Origin of the sequence: Phenylobacterium sp., assembly GCF_037138395.1 — a bacterium.
Classification (GTDB): Bacteria; Pseudomonadota; Alphaproteobacteria; order Caulobacterales; family Caulobacteraceae; genus Phenylobacterium.
On the sequence record NZ_JBAXIM010000003.1, the window covers coordinates 12222 to 33491 of the forward strand.

At 67.6% G+C, this 21270-nt stretch carries 14 protein-coding genes and 1 pseudogene; 12 read left to right on the forward strand and 3 right to left on the reverse strand.

Annotated elements, in window-relative coordinates; genetic code table 11:
* Nucleotides 1-18: 18 nt before the first annotated feature.
* Complete coding sequence (locus tag WCJ52_RS00445; protein WP_336901314.1) at nt 19-798, reverse strand: enoyl-CoA hydratase/isomerase family protein; 780 nt, start codon at nt 796-798, stop codon at nt 19-21.
* Nucleotides 799-805: 7 nt separating this feature from the next.
* Nucleotides 806-2629, reverse strand: a complete 1824-nt coding sequence (locus tag WCJ52_RS00450; RefSeq protein WP_336901315.1) for an NAD(P)/FAD-dependent oxidoreductase — start codon at nt 2627-2629, stop codon at nt 806-808.
* Between the two features lie 216 nt (nt 2630-2845).
* Here WCJ52_RS00450 and WCJ52_RS00455 point away from each other — a divergent pair, with 216 nt between their 5' ends.
* Nucleotides 2846-4558, forward strand: a complete 1713-nt coding sequence (locus WCJ52_RS00455; RefSeq protein ID WP_336901316.1) for an amidohydrolase family protein — start codon at nt 2846-2848, stop codon at nt 4556-4558.
* A gap of 40 nt (nt 4559-4598) precedes the next feature.
* Nucleotides 4599-5417: an enoyl-CoA hydratase gene (locus WCJ52_RS00460; RefSeq protein ID WP_336901317.1), complete on the forward strand. Its 819-nt coding sequence runs from the start codon at nt 4599-4601 to the stop codon at nt 5415-5417.
* Between the two features lie 36 nt (nt 5418-5453).
* Here WCJ52_RS00460 and WCJ52_RS00465 read toward each other — a convergent pair whose 3' ends face one another.
* Complete coding sequence (locus WCJ52_RS00465; RefSeq protein ID WP_336901318.1) at nt 5454-6263, reverse strand: SDR family oxidoreductase; 810 nt, start codon at nt 6261-6263, stop codon at nt 5454-5456.
* A gap of 191 nt (nt 6264-6454) precedes the next feature.
* Here WCJ52_RS00465 and WCJ52_RS00470 point away from each other — a divergent pair, with 191 nt between their 5' ends.
* The 10 genes and pseudogenes from WCJ52_RS00470 to WCJ52_RS00515 form a co-directional block, all read left to right on the forward strand.
* Nucleotides 6455-7375 (forward strand): hypothetical protein, encoded by a 921-nt coding sequence (locus WCJ52_RS00470; protein ID WP_336901319.1) that lies wholly within the window; start codon nt 6455-6457, stop codon nt 7373-7375.
* Nucleotides 7372-8511 carry a hypothetical protein gene (locus WCJ52_RS00475; RefSeq protein WP_336901320.1) on the forward strand — a complete coding sequence of 380 codons (1140 nt, stop codon included), beginning with the start codon at nt 7372-7374 and terminating at the stop codon, nt 8509-8511. Before WCJ52_RS00470 ends, WCJ52_RS00475 begins: the two co-directional genes overlap by 4 nt.
* A 216-nt stretch (nt 8512-8727) precedes the next feature.
* A complete protein-coding gene (locus WCJ52_RS00480) occupies nt 8728-11694 on the forward strand; it encodes a TonB-dependent receptor (protein WP_336901321.1) in 2967 nt (988 codons plus the stop codon).
* Between the two features lie 237 nt (nt 11695-11931).
* A complete protein-coding gene (locus WCJ52_RS00485) occupies nt 11932-14646 on the forward strand; it encodes a TonB-dependent receptor (protein WP_336901322.1) in 2715 nt (904 codons plus the stop codon).
* A gap of 222 nt (nt 14647-14868) precedes the next feature.
* Nucleotides 14869-15459, forward strand: coding sequence for an HD domain-containing protein (locus WCJ52_RS00490; RefSeq protein ID WP_336901323.1), 591 nt, complete (start codon nt 14869-14871; stop codon nt 15457-15459).
* Between the two features lie 34 nt (nt 15460-15493).
* The gene (locus tag WCJ52_RS00495; protein WP_336901324.1) at nt 15494-16306 is read left to right on the forward strand and encodes an enoyl-CoA hydratase; all 813 of its coding nucleotides are present in this window, start codon (nt 15494-15496) and stop codon (nt 16304-16306) included.
* A 71-nt stretch (nt 16307-16377) separates the two neighbouring features.
* On the forward strand, nt 16378-18126 hold the full coding sequence (locus WCJ52_RS00500; protein ID WP_336901325.1) for an ABC transporter ATP-binding protein: 1749 nt from the start codon (nt 16378-16380) through the stop codon (nt 18124-18126).
* Nucleotides 18123-19970: an ABC transporter ATP-binding protein gene (locus WCJ52_RS00505; RefSeq protein WP_336901326.1), complete on the forward strand. Its 1848-nt coding sequence runs from the start codon at nt 18123-18125 to the stop codon at nt 19968-19970. Before WCJ52_RS00500 ends, WCJ52_RS00505 begins: the two co-directional genes overlap by 4 nt.
* A gap of 90 nt (nt 19971-20060) precedes the next feature.
* Entirely contained in the window at nt 20061-21032 is a 972-nt protein-coding gene (locus WCJ52_RS00510; RefSeq protein ID WP_336901327.1) for a nitronate monooxygenase family protein, read from the forward strand.
* Between the two features lie 22 nt (nt 21033-21054).
* Nucleotides 21055-21270: pseudogene (locus WCJ52_RS00515) on the forward strand (hypothetical protein); the annotation flags it as partial.

Genomic DNA, 21270 nt, shown 5'->3' on the forward strand with positions numbered 1-21270 from the left:
TCCGGGGCCTTTTGAAATTCAGCCGCCGCGTTCGGCCCGATGCTGGTTGGCCACGCCCTTGAGGAGGGCCTGGGTCTCGGGCTGGGTCATCAGGTCGGCGAAGAGCCGGCCCTCCAGCTTGAGCATGTCCAGGGTGACGGGCGAGACCGCCTCGCGCACCAGCCGCTTGATGTGGGCCACGGCCCGGGCCGGGCGGCCGGCGATCTCCCGGGCGATGCCAAGGGCCCGGTCCAGGGCGGTCTCGGCACTGTCCGCCGGGACCACCTCCTGGAAGACGCCAAGTTGCAGCATCTCCTGGGCCGAGACCAGGCGGGGCCTCAGCATCATTTCCAGGGCCCGGCCCCGGCCGACGATGGCCGTCAGCCTCTGGGTACCGCCGCCGCCGGGCAGGATGCCCACCGACACCTCCGGCAGGCCGAAGCGGAAGGGACCATCCTTGGCCACCCGGATGTCCGCGGCCAGGGCGAACTCCAGCCCGCCCCCCGCCGCCGAGCCGTTGAGGGCGCAGATGAAGGGCTTGGGCAGGTGCTCAAGCTCATAAAGGATTTCGACCATGGGCCGGTCCCAGCCGCCCCCGCCGCCCCGGGCGTTCTCGTCCAGCTCCTCCACCGAGAAGTGGCGGATGAAGTAGGTCGAGTCCGACCCGGTGAAGACGATGGCGCGGACGTCGTCGGACCTCAGGTCCGGCAGCATCCGGTTGAGTTCGTTCAGGGTGGCGGGCGTCATCACCTGCAGCGGCGGGTTGCTGAAGGTGATGACGGCGATCCCGTCCCGGATCTCGAGGGAAAGCTGGTCCATGGGCGCCTCAGGTGACCTCGAGGCCGGGCAGGTCGCCCGAGGCCCGCCAGTCCGCAAGGTGGCGGAAGTACTCGATGGGTCCGCCGCCGTAGTTGGTGTTCTGGGCGTTGGCCAGGTAGGGCTTGCCCTCGTTGTTGTAGTAGCCGGGGGTGCAGGCCTCGAGATAGGCCTGGTTGTTGCGGGCCTTGTTGATAATGGTCGCCACCCAGTCGGCCTCGGCCGCCTCGGAGGGTTCCGCGGCCTGGCCCTGCCGGGCCTTCACCTGGTCGATGATGTAGGCCGCATGTGCCGCCTGCTCACGCAGGTTGTGCGGATAGTTGGCCGTAAAGCCGCCCTGGGTGGACCCCAGGAAGAACAGGTTCGGGAAGTTCCGCACCATCATGCCATGCAGGCTGCGCACGCCCTTCGCCCAGGCCTGGCTGAGGGGCTGGCCCTCACGTCCGTGGATATCGTAGCCATAGCGCCGGCTGAAGCTGGTGCCCACCTCGAAGCCCGTGGAGAAGATCAGGCAGTCGATCTCATGTTCGACACCGTTCACCACAACTGCGGTCTCGGTGATCCGCTCCACGCCCTTGCCATCAGTATCCACCAGCTTGACGCCCGGCCGGTTGAAGGCCTGCAGGTAGTCGTCGTGGAAGCACGGGCGCTTGCAGAACTGGCGGTACCAGGGCTTCAGGGCCTCGGCTGTCGCCGGGTCGTTGACCACCGCCTCCGCCCGGGCGCGGATGCGCTCCATGGTGGCGAAGTCGGCGATCTCCATGAGTTCGCCCAGCTTCTCAGGCGACAGCCCCGCCGCGCCCTCCTTGCGGGCGATGAAGATCAGCTCCCGGAAGGCCTCGGTCCAGCCGTCGTTGACCAGGTCCTCTTCGGCATAGCCGCCGCTGACCAGGAGGTTGAAATTGTCCATCCGGTGGTTCTGCCAGCCGGGCGGCAGGGAGCGGACCCAGTCGGCGTCGATAGGCTGGTCATTGCGCACGTTCACGGCCGAGGGGGTGCGCTGGAAGACGTAGAGCTGACCTGCGCCCTCGGCGAGGTGGGGCACGCACTGCACGGCGGTGGCGCCGGTGCCGATGATGCCGATCCGCTTGTCACCGATCCGGTCGAGGCCGCCCAGGACCGAGCCCCCAGTATACTCGTAGTCCCAGCGGCTGGTGTGGAAGGCATGTCCCTTGAAGGTCTCGATGCCGGGGATGCCGGGCAGCTTGGGCTTGTTCAGGGGGCCGTTGGCCATGACCACGAACCGCGCCCGCATGGCGTCGCCATGGTTGGTCGAGATGATCCAGCGCTGGGCCGCCTCGTCCCAGGACAGGTCCTTGACCGAGGTCTGGAAACAGACGTCCTCATAGAGGTTGTAGTGCTGCGCGATCCGCTTGGAATGCGCGTAGATCTCGGGCGCCTTGGTGTACCGCATCTCGGGGATGAAGCCGGTCTCCTCCAGCAGGGGCAGGTAGACCAGGCTCTCGATGTCGCAGGCGGCGCCCGGATAGCGGTTCCAGTACCAGGTGCCGCCGAAGTCACCGGCGGCCTCGATCATGCGCAGGGACTTCACCCCGGCCTCGCGCAATCGGGCACCGGCCAGGAGGCCGCCAAAGCCGCCGCCGATCACCACCACCTCGACCTCGTCGGTCAGGGGCGCGCGCTGGATGGGCGCCTCGATGTAGGGATCGTCGCCGAAGTCGGCGAACCGGCCGGCGATCTGGAGATACTGTTCATTCCCGTCCGCCCGGACGCGCTTGTCGCGCTCGGCGCGATAGCGGTCGCGCAGGGCATCGGGATCGAAGGGCGCCTCTTCCCGGGTGAGAACCCTGCCGGTCGAAACGGTGTCGCTCATGACCCACCTCCCTGTCGCCGGGATTTCCCCAGCGTAAGCCTGTTTTGACGGTACGGTATGTAAGCTCTCACCCGGAACGGTGGGGGTCAAGCAGGTCTGGGAGTCCGTGCTGGCTAGCAAGGTCCGTTGACGCGCCAGCCACCGGGCCTAAAGTCTGAGCACAGGGTATCAGCGGCATAGACCGGACCGCCGGGCCCGTTCGGGAGGAGACAGATCATGGCGCACGACATCGTCATCCGCGGGGGAACCGTCGTCGACGGAACCGGATCCGCCGCCTTCACCGGCGACGTCGCCATCGACGGTGGCCGCATCGTTTCGGTTGGCGGCAAGGCCGGGCCGGGACGCCAGGAGGTCGACGCCGACGGCCTCGTCGTCACCCCCGGCTTCGTCGACATCCACACCCACCTCGACGCCCAGATCGGCTGGGATCCCCTGTTGACCCCGGTGAGCTGGCACGGCGTGACCACGGCCCTGCTCGGCAACTGCGGCGTCACCTTCGCCCCCTGCAAGCCCGCCGACCGGCCCCTTCTGGCCGCCATGATGGAGACGGTGGAGGACATCCCCCGCGAGGCCATCCTCGGCGGCCTGTCCTGGGAGTGGGAGAGTTACGGCGAATACCTCGACGCCCTCGACAAGCTGAACCCCGCCATCAATGTTGCCGGCATGGTCGGGCACTCGGCCCTGCGCTGGTACGTCATGGGCGAGCGCTCGGTAGAGGGCGAGTCCACCCCCGAGGAGAAGGCCGAGATGGCCCGAATCATTGGCCAGGCCATGGACGACGGCGCCGTCGGCTTCTCTTCCAACCGCTTCCCCGGCCATGTGGGCCCCGACGGCCGCTCCATCCCCGGCACCTTCGCCGACCACGACGAGGTGGTGGCCATCGGCCACGCCGTGGCCGCACGGGACGGCCTGATGCAGAACGTGGTGGACTTCGGCCGCAAGGACATGGCCAGCGGCGCCCTGCTGCGGCGGCTGGCCGCCGAGTGCCGGGCCCGGGTCCTGTTCAGCTACACCGTTGGCGGAAGCCCCGACTCCGGCCGCCGCAACGCCGAGTACCTGGAACGCCTGAGCGAGGGCGGCCTGGACATCACCGCCCTGTCCCTGCCCAGGGGCACCGGCTTCGTCTTCGGCCTGCAGAGCCGGATCCCCGCCAAGAACATCTGGTCCCAGCGCGGCTTCTTCGGTCCCGCCTGGGAGGCCCTGGGCGCTGGCGACCTCGAGGCTCGGCTGGCTATGCTGCGCAACACGGAGACCCGCGCCGCCCTCGTCGCTGAGGCGAAGGCCGTGGATCCGAGCCGACTGCCCTGGGTCGAGGGCGCCTACTGGATGGGCGCATCGGAGACGCCCAACTATCTCGAGCCCGCGGCCAACAGCCTGGGCGCCATGGCCCGTAACGCCGGTGAGCACTGGAGCGAGACCTTCTTCCGCCTCAGCCTGGAGTCCGGGGGCCGAGGCCTCTTCACCTGGCGCATGTTCAGCGCCAACATAGAAGCAGTCCGCGACTTCCTGCCCCATCCCCAGGTCATGCCAGGCCTGTCCGACGCCGGGGCCCACGTGTCCCAGGTCATGGACTGCGGGGTGACCAGCTTCATCCTCTCGCACTGGGTGCGGGACGAGGGCCTGTTCACCCTGGAGGAGGGCGTGCGCAAGCTGACCTCCGGCCCGGCCCGGGTCATCGGGCTGAAGGACCGCGGCGTCCTGGCACCCGGGATGCGGGCGGACATCAACGTCCTCGACCTGGCCGCCATCGGCGAGAAGTACCCCCGCGTGGTCCGTGACTTCCCCGGCGGGGTGCCGCGCTATGTCCAGGGCTCTACCGGCTACCACGCCACCTTCGTCAACGGCGAGCTCGCCTTCCGCGACGGCGAGCACGCCGGTGGCCGCTCGGGCCGTGTGCTGCGGGGCGCTCGCGCCCGCGTCGCCGCCTGATCCCCAGATTCCCACTCCCAAGACCTTTCAGGAGCCCCAAATGGCCGCCATCGACACCGGAACCCAGGACCTGCTCGCCGACCTCGACGCTGGCGTCCTGACCCTGACCCTCAACCGCCCCGAGGCCCGCAACGCCATGAGCGGGGCCATGACCGCGGCCCTGGCCGACCAGCTGGCCAAGGCCGAGCTGGACGCAGAGGTCAAGGTCGTGGTGCTGACCGGAGCCGGCAAGGGCTTCTGCGCCGGCGGCGACGTCAAGGGCATGGACGAGTCCAACCAGGGCGGCGGCGGCAACTCCATCGATGGGGCCATTCACCGCCAGAGGGTGAACCAGAGGGCCACGGCCGGGCGGCTGTTTAAGATGCCCAAGCCCACCCTGGCCGCCCTGCCCGGCCCGGCGGCCGGGGCGGGCCTGTCCCTGGCCCTGGCCTGCGACATGCGCATCATGGCCTCGAGCGCCATCCTGACGACGGCCTTCGCCCGGGTCGGCTTTTCGGGGGACTATGGCGGCACCTATTTCCTGACCCAGCTGGTGGGCTCGGCCAAGGCGCGCGAGCTCTACTACCTGTCAGAGCGGGTCAGCGCCGAGGAGGCCCTGCGCCTGGGCCTCGCCAACTGGGTCGCGGCGCCCGAAGACCTGGCAGCCAAGACCCGCGAGATCGCCCTGCGCCTGGCCAACGGCCCCACCGTGGCCTACCGCTACATGAAGGAGAACCTCAACCGGGCCATGTCCGGAGAGGTGGACGATTGCCTGGACCTGGAGGCCACCCACCACGTCCACTGCGGGCAGACCACCGATCACAAGGAAGCGGCCCGCGCCTTCGTGGATAAGCGCGAGCCGGTCTTTATCGGTCGCTGAGCCGGCCTTCCAGCCGGCCGCGCGTCGGCGCTGGCCTCACGACGTGCCCACCGCCCCACCGTCGCTAGCGATGACCTGGCCGACCACGAATTCTCCGGCCCGGGAGGACAGGAAGATGGCCAGGCCCGCAATGTCCTCGGGGGTCCCGACCCGGCCCGACGGGTTGCCCCGGCCGACCCGGCCCCAGTCCGCGTTCTCGGTCTCGCCGCCAAAGCCCACCCCGGTGGACAGCATCCAGGTCGGATAGGGGCCGGGGGCGATGGCGTTGCAGAGGATCCGCTCCTTGGTCAGGTGCGAGGCCAGGAAGCGGGTCAAGTGGTGTACAGCAGCTTTGGAAGCCCCGTAGGAGAAGGTGTCGAAGGCCGCCGACTTCAGGCCGTCGATGGACCCGATGTTGATCACCCGGGCCGGGGCCCCCTCGCCCGCCGCCTTGCGCAGCAGGGGCAGGAGCTTCTGGGTCAGGAAGAAGACGCCCTTGACGTTGGTGTCCATCACCTTGTCCCAGCCCACCTCGGGGAAGGACTCGATGGGCGCGCCCCAGGCGGCGCCGGCGTTGTTCACCAGGATGTCGAGCTTGTCCTCCTTCTCCGCCAGGCGGGCGGCGAGGGACTCGGTGCCGCTCATCTGCGAGAGGTCGGCCGGCAGGGAGATGCAGGTCCCGCCGTGGGTCTTGGAAAGGCGCTCGGCGGTGGCGTCGCAGACGTCCGCCTTCCGCGAGGAGATGTAGACCTTGGCGCCCGCCGCCAGGAAGCCCGCAGCAATCATCTCGCCGATGCCGCGCGAGCCGCCGGTGACCAGGGCGACCTTGCCCCGGATAGAAAAGATATCGTCGAAGCCCGTGGTCATGTGTCTCTCCCTGGAATGCGCCCGGGGCGGATACCCCCGGGTCAAATGAGTCCCCGCTCGCCTTTCGGAAGGAGGATGTTGGTCTTTAGCGAAAGCCCTATAGGATCGGGACCGGGCGGACAATCCGGTCTGCAGGGCATACCGGAAGCAGAAATCCGCCTGAAGCCACCCGGGACAGGAGGCCCGCCAGCATGAGCTTTGACACTCCCCTCGTCCTTCGTGGCCCCCTGCGCGGGCCCCGCCAGATGCTGGCCGACCAGGCGTATGGCGGCCATGCCTCCATCCATGACGACGCCACGGCCGAGAAGCTCGGCTTCCGGGCAGGCCCCATCGAGGGACCGACCCACTTCAGCCTCTTTCCGCCCCTGCTGCAGCAGATCTGGGGCCAAGCCTGGTTCGAGCGCGGCTGTATCTCCTCACACTATCTGAACATGGTGGTGGAGGGCGAGGAGGTCCGGGCCTTTGCCGAGGTTCCCGCCGCCGGCGCGACCTCCACCCGCGTCTGGGCCGAGAAGGCGGATGGCACGCCGGTGCTGGAGGCCTCCGCCAGCCTTGGACCCGACCACGGCCAGACCCTGCTGGAGGGTCGCATGGCCGCCCTGCGCCCGCCGGGCCAGCTGGTGATCCTGGAGGACCTGCACCTAGGCCTGAAGGGCGTCGCCGAGGAGCGGGTGCGTATGGACGCCGACCAGCACATGGGCGCCCTCTATCCCTTCAGCCTCAACGACAAGCTGAAGGTCATCACCGAGACCTCGCCCTGGTATTCCGACGCCTCCGGCTCGCCCTGGGGCCGGCCCATCATCCCCTTCGAGATGATCAGTGTCCTGGCGGAGTATTCCTCGGGCACCGCCCGCTTCCCGGTGAAGGGCCCCGCCGTGGGCCTGTTCGCCGACCAGGAAATCCGCCTGATCAAGGGGCCCCTCTTCGTCGGCGAGGACTATGTCATCCGCCGCGAGATCGCCGCCCTGGCCCAGAGCAAGCGCACGGAGTCCTATTGGGTGCGCACCCGCATCTTCGACTCCACGGGGACCGAGCAGGTGGCCGAGATGCTGCTCAACCACGCCACCCTCAAGCACTCCTACGCCGCCTATCCACCGGAATTGCTGGCGTGACCGACGCCCTGGACGCCTGGCTCGACCGGGCGGTCCTCGACCCCGCCGACCTCGACACAGGCGAGGCCGAGGTCCTGGTGCTGGGCGAGTTCAACCACTTCGTCCATGAGAAGGGCGACTTCCGGATCGCCATGGCGCGGGAGGCCCGCAGGCTGGGCTTCAACGTCTGGGCCGAGGAACTGGGCTGGTCCGACGGGCGGCGGCTGGCCCGGTATTTCGAGACCCGGGACGAGGCCGTCTTCGACCGCCTGTCCCTGTTCGGCTGGAGTGGAGAGGCGCGGGCCGACCGGGATGACCGGCCCACCGGGATCTTCCGGGCCTCTCTGGAGACCTATCCCTTTGCGCTCATGCGCGCCGAACAGACGCGCTTCTACCGGGCGCTCTCGCCTCAGGCCCTCCATGGCTTCGACGTGGCGGCGGGGCATGACGGCGGTTATGTCGACCTGTTCGCCCGGCTGGACGCCACAGGCGCGCCACAGGCCTGGAGGGCCGCCCTGGCGCGCCGTCCGGGCGAGACCCTGGAGGAAGAGACAACACGGCTCACCGCCCTGGCCGCGGAGGCGCCTGCGGGGCTCGACCGCCTCGCCCGCGCCGACCTGTCGGCCCTCATCGACGGCCTGACCTATACCGGCCTCGTGAAGACGGCCGCGACCTACGCCGAGACCGCACCGGCCATGGCCTTCCGGGAGGACGCCATGAAGCGGCGGCTGGCGTCCATCCGGGCCCTCAGCCCCGGCCGGCTGGTGCTGATGGGCCACGCCCTGCACCTGGTCCGGGACGATGCGGCCATCTCCGCCCCGGGGATCGTCGGCCCGGGCGGCGGGCGGACGTCCTCGCTTGGCCACCATATCGGCCGCGAGCTGGGCCTGCCCATGTTCATCGTCTGGATGATCTACGGCGGCGGCGAGGACTCCCAGCCCCTGCCGGACCTTCCGCGCCGGGCGGACTTCGGAGCCGATACTCTCAATGCCCGGCTGGCAGCCCGGTTCGACCGGCCGGTGCTGCTGGACGCCCGGCAGGCGCCGGACACGCCCGTGCGCATCGCTCACATGTACAACACCGTCATCGAGACCGCCCTGCCGGGAGCCGTGGACGCCCTCTGGTTCGTCCCCAGGGTTTCTCCCCTGCGGGTCTGAAGCTTAGGCAGGCTCGATAAACCAGAGAATGAGGCGATTTCAACAGCACTTTGAGTCTTAGGTACCTGGAAACGTTCTTGTTTGGACGAAAGCGGCGCCACCGTCCCGAAATGTGATAAAAATGTAATAGCGGTATCCCTGAAGACCGGGCAATGTAGGTTCAAGGGTGCCGATAACGGGCAATCAGGCCGAAGGCGCAGGGAGAGGAAACGTACGATGAAGGGTCATTATTTCTATGGCGCGTCAGCGATCGCGGTCGCGGCCGGCCTCATGGTGGCGGGTGCCGCCCAGGCCCAGGACAAGAAGGCCGCCGAAACCAAGGCCAACACGGTCGAGGAAGTCGTCGTCACTGGCTCCTTCATCCAGGGCACGCCCAAGGACACCGCCATCCCCGTCGCGGTCCTGAACCAGGAAGACCTGGAAAAGCGCGGCTCGCCCTCCATCCTCGACATCATCAAGAGCCTGCCGATCTCGGGCCCGGTCCTGGGTGACTCCAACCAGTTCTCCACCGCTTCCCAGGGCCGCAACGGCGGCGGCACCATCAACATCCGCGGCCTCGGCGCCCAGCGGACCCTGGTGCTCCTGAATGGCAAGCGTTTCGCCGGCTATACCTCCGACACCAACCTCCTGCCGGAGTCGGCCATCGGCCGGGTCGAGGTGCTGAAGGACGGCGCCGCAGCGACCTACGGCTCGGACGCCATCGGCGGCGTGGCCAACTTCATCACCCGCAAGAACTTCAGCGGCCTCGAGGTCGGAGCCGACTATCGCTTCGTGCCGGGTTCGGACGGCGGCGACTACAATGCCAACGTCCTCTACGGCTGGGTGGGCGACACTTCCAACATCCTGCTCAGCGCCGGCTTCAAGCACCGCGGCCAACTCGCCAACGTCGAGCGCGACTGGGTGATCGCGCCCTATACGAAGAACCCCTCGGGCTGGTCCGTCCTGGGCAATCCGGGCGTCTGGTCAATCAAGAACGGCGCGGGCGGCACGGGCACCACCGTGGGCCTCGCGGTTGACGCCAACTGCACCGCCGTCGGCGGCTATGCCGGCTTCAGCGGCACAACCCCGGCCTGCTATTTCAGCTACATCCCCTTCGACAACATCGTCGAGGAGCAGGACCAGTATCAGCTCTACGGCGAGTTCAACGCCGACGTCGGGGACTCTTCCAAGTTCCACGTCGAGGCCCTCTACACCCAGACCTCGCAGCCGGACTACCGGTTCTCGCCGGGCTATCCGCCGACTTCAGGGCCCAACGGCCCGGGCTCGGTCAACGTCTACAGCGTTGCGGCCTCCAACCCTGGCTTCAACACCTTCCTGACCCAGACCGGTAACAGCGCCCTGATCGGGACGGCACAGAGCGCCCTGGCCACCCTCTGGCGTCCCCTCGGCAACGGCGGCAACCCGACCACGGGCGGCCGGGGCGGCCAGAGCGGCAGCCGGAAGTACGAGGAAGTGCGGATCGTCGGCGACCTTTCGGGCGACACGGGCATCGCGGATATCGGTTACGACGTGTCCATGACCTACATCCGCGAGATGCAGGACCAGCAGACCACCGACATCCTGATCGACCGGCTGCAGCGCTCCCTGAACGGCCTCGGCGGCGCGGCCTGCACGGGAACGACCGCCGGCGCCAACGGCTGCCAGTACTTCAACCCCTTCTCGAACGGCTACGCCGGCAACCCGGCGCGCGGCCTGACCAACCCCGGCTTCGTCTCGACGAATGCGAACTCCAAGTCCCTGGTGGCCTGGCTGTTCGACCGCCAGAAGTACCGGGCGCAGCAGGATACCTTCGTGGTCGACGCGGTTCTGAACGGCAAGCTGCCGGTCTTCGCCCTGCCGGGCGGCGACATCGGCTGGGCCCTCGGCACCCAGTACCGGAAGGTCACCTTCCTCCAGCAGATCGACAGCCCGTTCTACAACGCGGAGATCACGCCCTGCCCGGTGGTAGGCTCTACGAGCTGCGCCTTCCCGACAGGCCCCTACATCTTCCTGGGCCAGAACAAGAACCTGCGCCTGGAACAGAGCGTCTACTCCGTGTTCGGTGAAATGAACCTGCCGATCACTGACGCCCTGAACGCCCAGCTGGCCATCCGCTACGAGGACTATGGCGGCCAGACCGGGTCGACCACCAATCCTCAGCTGCGCGCCAAGTGGCAGATCATGGACTGGCTGGCCGTCCGCGGCTCGGTCGGCACCTCCTTCCGGGGTCCCACGGCGGGAAACGTAGCGCCCACCGGCTCCACAGGCCTCTCCGGCATCGCCGCAGCGGGCAACAACTTCAAGTCCGTGGACTTCTTCGGCAACCCGGGCACCCAGGCCGAGACGGCGACCACCTTCTCGGTCGGCGCCATCGTCCAGACGGACTCCCTGACCGCCACCCTGGACTACTGGTCCTATGACCTGAAGGACCAGATCACCACGGTTCCAGCCAACGTGGTCGCCACGGCGGTGGCCGGCGTCGGGAACGGCAGCCAGCTGGCCAACTGCTCCAGCGGCGTCCGCTACCTGATCACCTTCAACAACAACAATGCCTGCATCCAGGGCGTGACGGTCGGCAATGACATCGCCCGGGTTCGGTCTGACACCACCAATGGTCCGGCCATCAAGACCACCGGCATAGACGCCGACGTCGACTACAGCTTCGACGACCTCTTCGGCGGCGAGCTGCATGTGGGCGGAACTGTCAGCTACGTGCTCAACTTCGAGCAGGCGGCCTTCAAGTTTTCGGGCGTCACCGTCTCGGGCGCTTACGACGCGGTCGGACTGACCAACTACAACCGCCTGCCGGGTACCATCCCGGACTGGCGCGGCCAGTTCTACGCCGACTACAACCGCGACATTCACAATGTCCGGTGGACCATGAACTATGTGGACGGCGTCAAGGATGACCGCGGCCCGACCACGATCCAGACCGGGTCGTCCACAAACTGCAATGTGGCCAACGCCACAGCGGGTACGGCGACCAACTGCACCCTGATCACCTTCGGTCTGAAGCAGGACGCCTTCATCAGCCACGACCTGACCTACCGGCTGCAGCTGCCCAACGACCTGACCCTGACGGCCACGATGTTCAACATCCTCGACACCAAGCCCGCCCAGGCCCGGATCGAAATGAGCTACGACCCGTTCGTCGGCAACCCGCTGGGCCGGACCTTCAAGGTCGGCGTCCGCAAGAAGTTCTGATTGCCTCCACCGAGGCTTCAGGCGCGCCGCCTCCGGAAACGGGGGCGGCGTTTCTATTTCTGGGACCCGAATTTGCTTTGAACGCGGGTCCCTCCGCCATCGTCGTCCTTGCTACACGTTTTCGGAATTTTGAGCATACCGGATGCTAAAAGGATTGACGCAAGGGCACTGAAGCTTCAGCCTCCTCCATGATGCCGGGGTCACTCAGAAACCTTCGGCCAGGGTTGGGGAAGAAACATGTACAAGAAAACTGCCTGGGCGGCGGGTGCTGCCCTCACGGTTCTGGCTGCGGCCAGCGTCGCCATGGCCCAGCAGACCAGCCGCAAGGCGGCCGAGGTCGAAGCCACAACCATCGGTGAACTGATCGTCACGGCGGAAAAGCGCGAGCAGAAGCTGCAGGACGTGCCCATCGCCATCACGGCCTTTACCGCCAAGCAGCGGGAGACGACCGGGATCGTCTCGATCCAGGACATCACCAACTTCACCCCTGGCCTGACCTACAATTCCGGCCTCGACCGCGCGTCGATCCGCGGCGTCGGGCGCCTGACCAACCGCCTGTCTTCGGACGCAGCCGTGGCGACCTATTCGGACGGCTTCTACACCACCTCCGTGGCCGAAGCCGGCAAGTCGACCCTGATCGTCGACCGGATCGAGGTCCTGCGGGGACCCCAGGGCACCCTCTACGGCCGCAACGCCATTGGCGGCGCGATCAACGTCATCTCCAGGCGCCCGACCAACACCAAGGCCGGTGAGGCCCGCGTCACCCTCGGCACCTATGGCCTGCACAACTACGAGCTTCTGGTTTCAGGGCCGGTCACCGACTTCGCCCGGCTTCAGTTCTACGGACAGTACGTCGAGCAGACGGAAGGCTATTTCCGGAACGTGGCCACAGGTAACCGCTTCAAGGATGCTATCAACAACAACTACCTTGAGGTTCAAGCCGACGTCGACGTGGGCGAGCGCGGTCACCTGTGGGTGAAGTACGCCAAGCCCAAGTGGTTCAACCAGTCTGGAAACAGCGGCGGGAACCTGGGCGACAGGGAGTATTCCTACAACTACTCCGGCGTGGATGCCCTGACCATCAACCCCGCCTTCGGCCTGACCCAGCCCAACCACGTCCAGGTCGGGACTGTGACCACCAACCCGCAGCTCAAGGACCCGCGGACCGCCAATACCGACTTCCAGACCCGCATCAAGAACACTGGCATCAATATCCTGACGGCGCAGTACACCCAGAAATTCGACGCTTTTGATGTGAAGTACGTCGGCGGCTACGACTCCTACAAGTACGACTCCTATTCCGACAGCGACGGCCTGCCGATCCTGAGCTTCCAGGTGCCGCTGAACGTCTCGCCCTCGTTTTCCCTGAACACCTGCCAGTATGTGCCGGGCTGCAAGCCGCTCACTATCGACGCCAGCGGCAACCGCTTCAGCTATATCGAGGACAAGTCCTGGTTCAGCCACGAGCTGAACATCTCCTCCAACCAGGAGGGCCCGTTCCAGTGGATCGCGGGCCTCTATTACTTCAAGGACACCTACCACAACCCGCAGATCTCTTACTCAACCCAACCCGGTGCCCTGACGCCCTCAGGTGCGAATGTCGGCAACCCCCTCGGGAGCGCCCTGAACCCCCGGGGCGAGTTTTACTTCTTCGACTATGACATGACGACCGAGAGCCGGGCGGTTTTCGGCCAGGTCGACTGGAAGTTCCGCGATGTCTGGCAGTTTACTGCCGGCCTGCGGTATACGGCCGACCATAAGGAAGGCTTCGAGTCCTTCCGGTCCCTCTGCATGACCAACTCCTGCATCGGCGACCCCCGCGTCTATGGCACCCTGGTGGGTGGCCAGGCCCTGGATATCACCACCCTGCTAGCCGCCAGCTATCCCTCCCAGGCCGCAGCCAAGGTGGAGGGCATCAGCACAGCGCCGAGCCAGCAGTCCGCAACCAAGTGGGTCAACTACGTCATCGACCCGGCGACCGGCCGCGCCAACCGTCAGCTCGAGAACGACTGGTCGGGCGTCACCGGCACCCTCGGGGTCGAATGGAACCCGGATGGGGGCACCAACGCCTATTTCCGTTATGGCCGCGGCTACAAGTCCGGGGGCTTCAATGCCGCCGAAATTGTACCCTCGCCCTCCACGGACGCGGAAACCGTGGACGCCTACGAGATCGGCCTGAAGAAGGACATCGGCTCGACCCTGCGGATCAACACCGCCGTCTTCCTCTACAACTACAAGGACCTGCAGATCCCGATCCGGGTCCTGGTGCAGACCGAGCTCGGCAACGTTATCCAGACCCGGTTCCTGAACGTCCCGGAATCCGAGTCCAAGGGCATCGAGGTCGAGGCCAACTGGAAGCCGATCCGGGGCCTCGATTTCCTGGCGAGCTACTCCTACAATCCGACTGAGGTGAAGAGTGGCTGCAGCACAGCCGATACCAGGGCCTGCGTGCTCGACGTGGCGGACCCCCTGGCCCAGGACCCCGACGCCCAGCCGGCCATCACGGTCAGCACGCCGAACACCACGCCCAACGATACCCAGACCAAGGTGCTGCAGAGCCTGCGGGGCAACAGCCTGCCCTATGCCCCAGCAAGCAAGTTCGCCCTCAACGCCAACTACACCTGGCTCCTGGAGGACAGCAGCCTGACCGTCAGCGCCAACTATGTCTGGCGGGATGCCTCCTACGGCAACCTCTTCACCCGCGACTACAACCGGGCGCCGGCCTGGGACTCCAAGGACTTCCGGGTGGTCTGGCGGACCTATTCGGGCCGGTACACGGTCACGGCCTATGTCCGGAACGCCTTTGACGACCTGACCTTCAACTCGGCCAACGGCGGCACCCGCCTGGCGCCGGATCCGGCCAATCCGACCAACTATGCCAACGTGGTGCAGTCCCTGGGGATGAACCCGCCCAGGACTTACGGTATCTCCGTCTTTTACAAGTTCTGGTGACCTGACGTCGGAAGGCGGGGACTGCGCAGACCCTACGACCTTCGGGTCCCCGTGCGGGTTTGCCCAAGCCTTCTCTGTTGTCCAGGCCGCGCGCCACTTCCCAGGGGTGCGCGGCCTGACTTCGAAGCCGGGTACGCGTTGACAGGGTACCGGGGCGGGCTCACGATGAATCTTATTGAATTGGCCGGACAAGGCTCCGGCGGCTAGGGCAGGGAGGCCGACATGGCAGACGGTGAAATTCAGATGAAGGCGAAGTTCCACGCCATGACCGAGAGCACCGCCGAGGACTGGGCGGCCATCGGCAAGGCTGGCGCGCCCTTCCACCGCGAGTTCTCGAACCGGCTGATCGCCCACCTGAACATGCTGGGCGAAGACAGTGGCGGCTTTGCCGTGACCCGTCTGGAGCATTCCCTGCAGACCGCCAGCCGCGCCCACCGCGACGGCCGGGACGAGGAATACGTGGTCTGCGCCCTGCTTCACGACGTGGGCGACATCCTGGCGCCGTCCAACCATGCCGAGCTGGGGGCCATGATCCTGAAGCCCTACATCTCCGAGCAGAACTACTGGATGATGGACAAGCACGGGATCTTCCAGGGCTATTACTTCTTCCATCACCTGGGCCTGGACCGCGACATGCGGGACGAATTCCGGGGCCATCCCAGTTTCGAGTACACAGCCCAGTTCTGCCATCTCTACGACCAGAACAGCTTTGACCCGGCCTATGAGTCCATGCCCCTGTCGGCCTTTGAGCCCATGATCCACCGCGTGACGGCACAGCCCAAGCGCTCGATCTACCGCCGCAAGGACGCCTGAGGGAGCGGGGCCCCCGGGCCCCGGAACGGCCGACATGGCCTATGAGGACATCCTCTACGAAGTAGAGGCGGGGGTGGCGACGGTCACCCTCAACCGGCCAGACCGGCTCAACGCCTGGCGCGGGGTCATGGAGGGCGAACTGCGCCTGGCCATGCGGTCAGCGGCGGACGATCCCGGCGTGAGGGTCATCGTCCTGACCGGTGCCGGCCGCGGCTTCTGCGCCGGGGCGGACATGGAGGTCCTCCAGGGGGCCATGGCCGCAGGGGGGACCGGCGGCGGCGGCCCGGACGCCTTTGATCCCACCTCGCGCCCGGACTTCCGCCTCCAGTACCCCTACTTCCCGGCGGTCCCGAAGCCGATCCTGGGGGCCATCAACGGCGCCTGCGCCGGCCTGGGCATGGTCATGGCCCTCTATACCGACATCCGCCTCGCCTCGGACGCGGCGGTCTTCACCACCGCCTTCTCCCGCCGGGGCCTGATCGCCGAGCACGGGATCTCCTGGCTCCTGCCGCGGATCGTCGGCATGGCCAACGCCGCGGACCTGCTCTACTCGGCCCGCCGGGTCGACGCCGCCGAGGCCCTGAGGATCGGACTGGTCAACCGGGTCTTCCCAGCCGCCAGCTTCCGGGACGACGTCACGGCCTATGCACGCATGCTGGCCACCGAGGTCTCGCCCAGATCCCTCGCCATCATGAAGCGTGAGCTCTGGAACAGCCCCTTCCAGTCCCTCTCCGAGGCGATCGTCGACGCCAACGCCGACATGGCCCTCAGCCTGAAGTCCGACGACTTCAAGGAGGGCGTGGCCCACTTCCTCGAAAAGCGGCCGGCGAGGTTCACGGGGCGTTGAGTTCACGGTCGGCCAGTACCGGGCAGGGTTCAACCGGAAATGAGAGTGCGAAGGCGGCCAGTGGCGCGTCCGTGCTGGCAGACTATCTGCGCCCCGAGGGCCGAAAGCTGGCGGCGCTCGCCGTCTTCCTGGTGGCGGGCACATCGGTCCAGCTGGCTTCGCCACAGATCATCCGGACCTTCATCGATACGGCGGCGCAGGGCGGAGCCGACGCCCCCCTCGAAAGGCTCTGGATGCTGGCGGGCCTGTTCATCGCCGTCACCCTCCTCGCCCAGGTGCTGCAGATCGGCTCGACCTTTTTCAGCGAGCAGCTGGGCTGGTCGGCGACCAACCGCATGCGCCAGGACCTGGCTACCCACGCCCTCGACCTCGACATGGCCTTCCATACGGCGAAGTCGCCGGGCGAGCTGATCGAACGGGTCGACGGCGACGTGGCCGCCCTTGCGGCCTTCTTCTCCCAGTTCATCCTGCAGATCATCGGCGGTGCCCTGCTCCTTGGGGGCATACTTGTGGTGCTCTACCTGCAGGACTGGCGGATCGGGGCCCTGCTGACGGTCTTCGCCGTCGTCGCCGGTGTCGCCCTGCACGCCATCCGGCGCATTGCCGGGGGGCGGTGGGAGCGCCTGCGCGAGGCCTGGTCGGCCTACTCCGGCTTCCTGGAAGAGCGCCTCGCCGGCCTCGACGACGTCCGGGCCAATGGCGGCGGCGGCCATGTCATGCGGCGCATGGCCCAGGTAAACCAGGAGCTCCTGGTTTCGAACGTCTCTGCGGCGCGGCGCGGGCACTGGATCTTCCTGACTGCAAGCACCCTGTTCTCGATCGGCTTCGGCCTCGCCCTTGCCCTCGGCATCTGGCTGTTCCAGCGCGGCGAGGCCACCATCGGCACGGTCTTCATGTTCATGCAGTACGCTGGCATGATGGCCATGCCGATCATGCTGATCGGCCAGCAACTGCAGCAGTTCCAGCAGGCCTCGGCCAGCCTGAAGCGGATCGGCGACCTGCGCGCCATTACCCCTACCCTGACCGACGGCCCCGGCGCGGGATGGGAGGGCCAGCGCATGCAGGCACCCCAGGTCGGCTTCCAGGGCCTGACCTTCGCCTACCGCGTCGACACCCCTGTGATCCGCGACCTCGACCTGCAGGTTCCGGCGGGGGAGGTCATCGGCCTCCTGGGCCGCACCGGCAGCGGCAAGACCACCCTGACCCGACTGCTCTTCCGGCTCTATGACCCACAGGCGGGCACCGTGACCCTGGACGGGACGGATATCCGCGAGGCGCGCCTGGACGAGTTGCGCGGCCGGATCGGCCTGGTCACCCAGGAGGTCCAGCTGTTCGACACCACCATCCGGGACAACGCCACCCTGTTCGACCCCGGGGTGCCGGACGCGCGCATCCACGAGGTGCTCACCGACCTGGGACTCGGCGACTGGCTGGGCCGCCAGCCGGAGGGCCTGTCCACCGTGCTCAAGGCCGGCGGCGGGCTGTCGGCGGGGGAGGCCCAGCTCCTGGCCTTCGCCCGGGTCTTCCTGAAGGATCCCGGCCTGGTGGTCCTGGACGAGGCCTCCTCGCGCCTCGACCCGGCCACCGACCAGCGGATCGAGCAGGCCCTGGACCGCCTCCTGGGAACCGACGGATCCGGGCGTCGCCGCACCGCCATCATCATCGCCCACAAGCTGTCGACCGTTCAGAGGGCCGACCGGATCGCCATACTCGACCAGGGCCGCCTGCTGGAGACCGGGCGACGGACTGACCTGGAGGCCGACCCCACCTCGGCCTATGCCAAGCTCCTGCGCACCGGGCTTGAGGAGGTGATGGGGTGAGCGAGGTGGATCGTCCCGCCCCCGGGCCAGAGGCCGGTGCCCTGCCGCCGCCGCTGCCGCCGCCGGACCAGACCGCCTTCCGCCAGGCGGCACGGATCGCTGCCGCCCGGCCCGGCCTGTTCGGCGTCAGCATGGCCCTGTACGCGGTCTTCTACTCCATGCCCCTGCTGGGGGGCCTGGTGCAGAGGGAGATTTTCAACAACCTTTCCGGCCACGCCCGGGCCGGCGTCAACGTCTGGAGCCTGGTGGGCCTTTGGTTCGTAGTCCAGGTCTCCCCCCTGGTGGTCTCCTACTTCTCCGTCTGGGCCTTCGTGACCTTCACCTCGACCTCACGCCTGATGATCCGGACCAACATGATGGGCTGGATCGTGTTCGCCCGGGGCTCCCGCCCCTCGGCGGGCACCTCGGGCGAGGCCCTGAGCCGGTTCCGGGATGACGTGGGCGAGGTCATCGCCCTGATGGACGGCTGGGTCGACACCTTCGGCCAGGCCATCTTCGCCGTCCTGGCCCTGACCATCATGTGGGGCATCAACGCCCAGGTGACCTTAGCCATCATCGCCCCGATGATCCTGATGGTCTTCATCACCCAGAGGATCACCGCCGGTATCCACCGCTATTCCCGCGTGGCGCGGGAGGCCGAGGCCCGGGTCACCTCCTTCGTCGGCGAGACCTTCACCGCCGTCCAGGCCGTCCGTGTGGCGGGCGCGGAGGACCGCGTCCTCGGCCGGCTGGCAGACCTCAACGCGACCCGCCGGAAGACCGCTGTCCGGCATCGGATCTACGTGACCCTGCTGGACACCTTCGGGGCGGGGACCTCCAGCCTGGCCCTCGGGGTCATCCTCCTGCTGGCCGCCGGCGCCATGAAGGCCGGAGAGTTCTCGGTGGGCGACTTCACCCTGTTCGCCGCCTATGTGGGCGCAGCGACATCGGCACCCCGTTGGCTCGGCCGGCTGCTGGCCCGCAAGCGCACCGCCGACGTGGCCCTGATGCGGATCGAGAAGCTGCTCGGCGACGCCCCCCTCGAGCGGGTCACCGAGGCGACGCCCCAGGGCCCCGAGCCCACCGGGCCCCACGACCCTCTGCGGACCCTGGAGGTCCGCGGCCTCACCTGCCGGCACGGCGGGAACGGCAATGGGGTGGAGGACATCAGCTTCACCCTGGAGCGGGGCACGGTGACCGTCGTCACAGGCCGGGTCGGCGCCGGAAAGACCACCCTGCTGAGGGGCCTCCTGGGCCTGCTCCCCACCCAGGCCGGCCAGGTGTTCTGGAACGGCGAGCGAGTCGAGGACCCCGCCACCTTCCTGACGCCGCCGCGCTGCGCCTACACCGGCCAGACCCCGCGCCTCTTCACGGAGACCCTGCGCGACAACATCGCCATGGGCCTGGACCTCTCCGCAGAGGACCTCGAGCGCGCGGTCCACCTGGCGGTCATGGAGGAGGACGTCGCCCGACTGGCCGAGGGCCTGGACACCCAGGTTGGCACCCGCGGGGTCACCCTCTCCGGCGGCCAGGTCCAGCGCTCGGCGGCAGCCCGTATGTTCGCCCGGCGGCCGGACCTGCTGGTCTTCGACGACGCCTCCAGCGCCCTGGACGTGCGCACCGAGCACGCCTTCTGGACCCGCCTCTTCGAGCAGGGGGAGGACAGGCCCACCTGCCTGGCCGTATCGCACCGGCTCGAGGCCTACCGCCGGGCCGACCAGATCCTGGTGGTCGAGGGCGGGCGGATCGCGGCCCGGGGCAACCTGCGCACCCTCCTGAAGGACAGCCCCCTGTTCCACGAAATCTGGACCGAGACCCTGCGGGCCCATGCCCACAGCGAGGAAGTCGCCGAGGCCCGCGCCTGACGCGCCCCAGCGCCAAGCGCCCTCTTGCCCTGCCGGTCCCGGCGCCGCACAGTTTTCATACGCAAAGCTCAAAACCCGGAGGCTACCCCCGTGAAGACCCGCATCACCGAACTGTTCGGCATCGAGCATCCCATCGTCCAGGGAGGCATGCACTTCGTGGGCCTGGCCGAGATGGCCGCAGCCGTCTCCAACGCCGGCGGCCTGGGCATCATCACCGGCCTGACCCAGCGCACGCCGGATGACCTCGGCAAGGAGATCCGCCGCTGCCGGGAAATGACCGACAAGCCCTTCGGCGTGAACCTGACCTTTCTGCCCTCGATCAACCCACCGGACTATCCCGGCTATATCCAGGCCATCATCGACAACGGCGTGACGATCGTCGAGACCGCCGGCAACAACCCCCAGAAGTACATGGCCGGCCTGAAGGCGGCGGGGATCAAGGTGATCCACAAGTGCACCTCGGTCCGCCATTCCCTCAAGGCCGAGGCCGTGGGCTGCGACGCCATCAGCGTCGACGGCTTCGAGTGCGGCGGCCATCCGGGCGAGGATGACGTGCCCAACTTCGTCCTCCTGCCCCGGGCGGCCGAGGAACTGAAGATTCCCTTCGTCGCCTCGGGCGGCGTGGCCAACGGCCGGCAGCTGGCGGCTGCCCTGGCCCTCGGCGCTGACGGCATCAACATGGGCACCCGCTTCATCGCCACGCAGGAGGCCCCGGTCCACCACAACGTCAAGCAGGCCATCGTGGACGCCACCGAGCTGGACACCCGCCTGGTCATGCGCTCCTTGCGCAACACCGAGCGCGTGCTGAACAACGCCGCCGTCCAGCGCCTGCTCGAGAAGGAAAAGGCCCTCGGCCCGAACCTGAAGTTCGAGGACATCATCCATGAAGTCGGCGGGGTCTATCCGCGCATCATGCAGGATGGCGACATGGATGCCGGGGCCTGGTCCTGCGGCATGGTTGCGGGCCTGATCCACGACATCCCCACCTGCAAGGATCTGATCGACGGGATCATCGCCGACGCCGAGCAGATCATCCGCGGCCGCCTCGCCAGCTTCGTCTGAACCTCCAACGGAGACCCCCGCCATGACCCAGGACCTGACCCGCGCCTCAGCCGCCGAACTTTCGGGCCTCTATGCCGCCCGCAAGGCCTCGCCCGTCGAGGTCCTGGAAGCGGTCCTGGACCGGGCGGCCCGGCTCAATCCGGTGCTCAACGCCCTGCCCCTGATCGACGCCGACGGCGCCCGCGCCCAGGCGAAGGCCTCGGAGGCTCGGTGGGCGAAGGGGCAGCCCCTGTCGCCC

Bases quoted from the DNA above. Each gene is read 5' to 3' on its own strand.
- WCJ52_RS00465 (WP_336901318.1), bottom strand. From the start codon at position 6,263: ATGACCACGGGCTTCGACGATATCTTTTCTATCCGGGGCAAGGTCGCC.
- WCJ52_RS00485 (WP_336901322.1), top strand. From the start codon at position 11,932: ATGTACAAGAAAACTGCCTGGGCGGCGGGTGCTGCCCTCACGGTTCTG.
- WCJ52_RS00480 (WP_336901321.1), top strand. From the start codon at position 8,728: ATGAAGGGTCATTATTTCTATGGCGCGTCAGCGATCGCGGTCGCGGCC.
- WCJ52_RS00455 (WP_336901316.1), top strand. From the start codon at position 2,846: ATGGCGCACGACATCGTCATCCGCGGGGGAACCGTCGTCGACGGAACC.
- WCJ52_RS00450 (WP_336901315.1), bottom strand. From the start codon at position 2,629: ATGAGCGACACCGTTTCGACCGGCAGGGTTCTCACCCGGGAAGAGGCG.
- WCJ52_RS00445 (WP_336901314.1), bottom strand. From the start codon at position 798: ATGGACCAGCTTTCCCTCGAGATCCGGGACGGGATCGCCGTCATCACC.
- WCJ52_RS00495 (WP_336901324.1), top strand. From the start codon at position 15,494: ATGGCCTATGAGGACATCCTCTACGAAGTAGAGGCGGGGGTGGCGACG.
- WCJ52_RS00470 (WP_336901319.1), top strand. From the start codon at position 6,455: ATGAGCTTTGACACTCCCCTCGTCCTTCGTGGCCCCCTGCGCGGGCCC.
- WCJ52_RS00460 (WP_336901317.1), top strand. From the start codon at position 4,599: ATGGCCGCCATCGACACCGGAACCCAGGACCTGCTCGCCGACCTCGAC.
- WCJ52_RS00490 (WP_336901323.1), top strand. From the start codon at position 14,869: ATGGCAGACGGTGAAATTCAGATGAAGGCGAAGTTCCACGCCATGACC.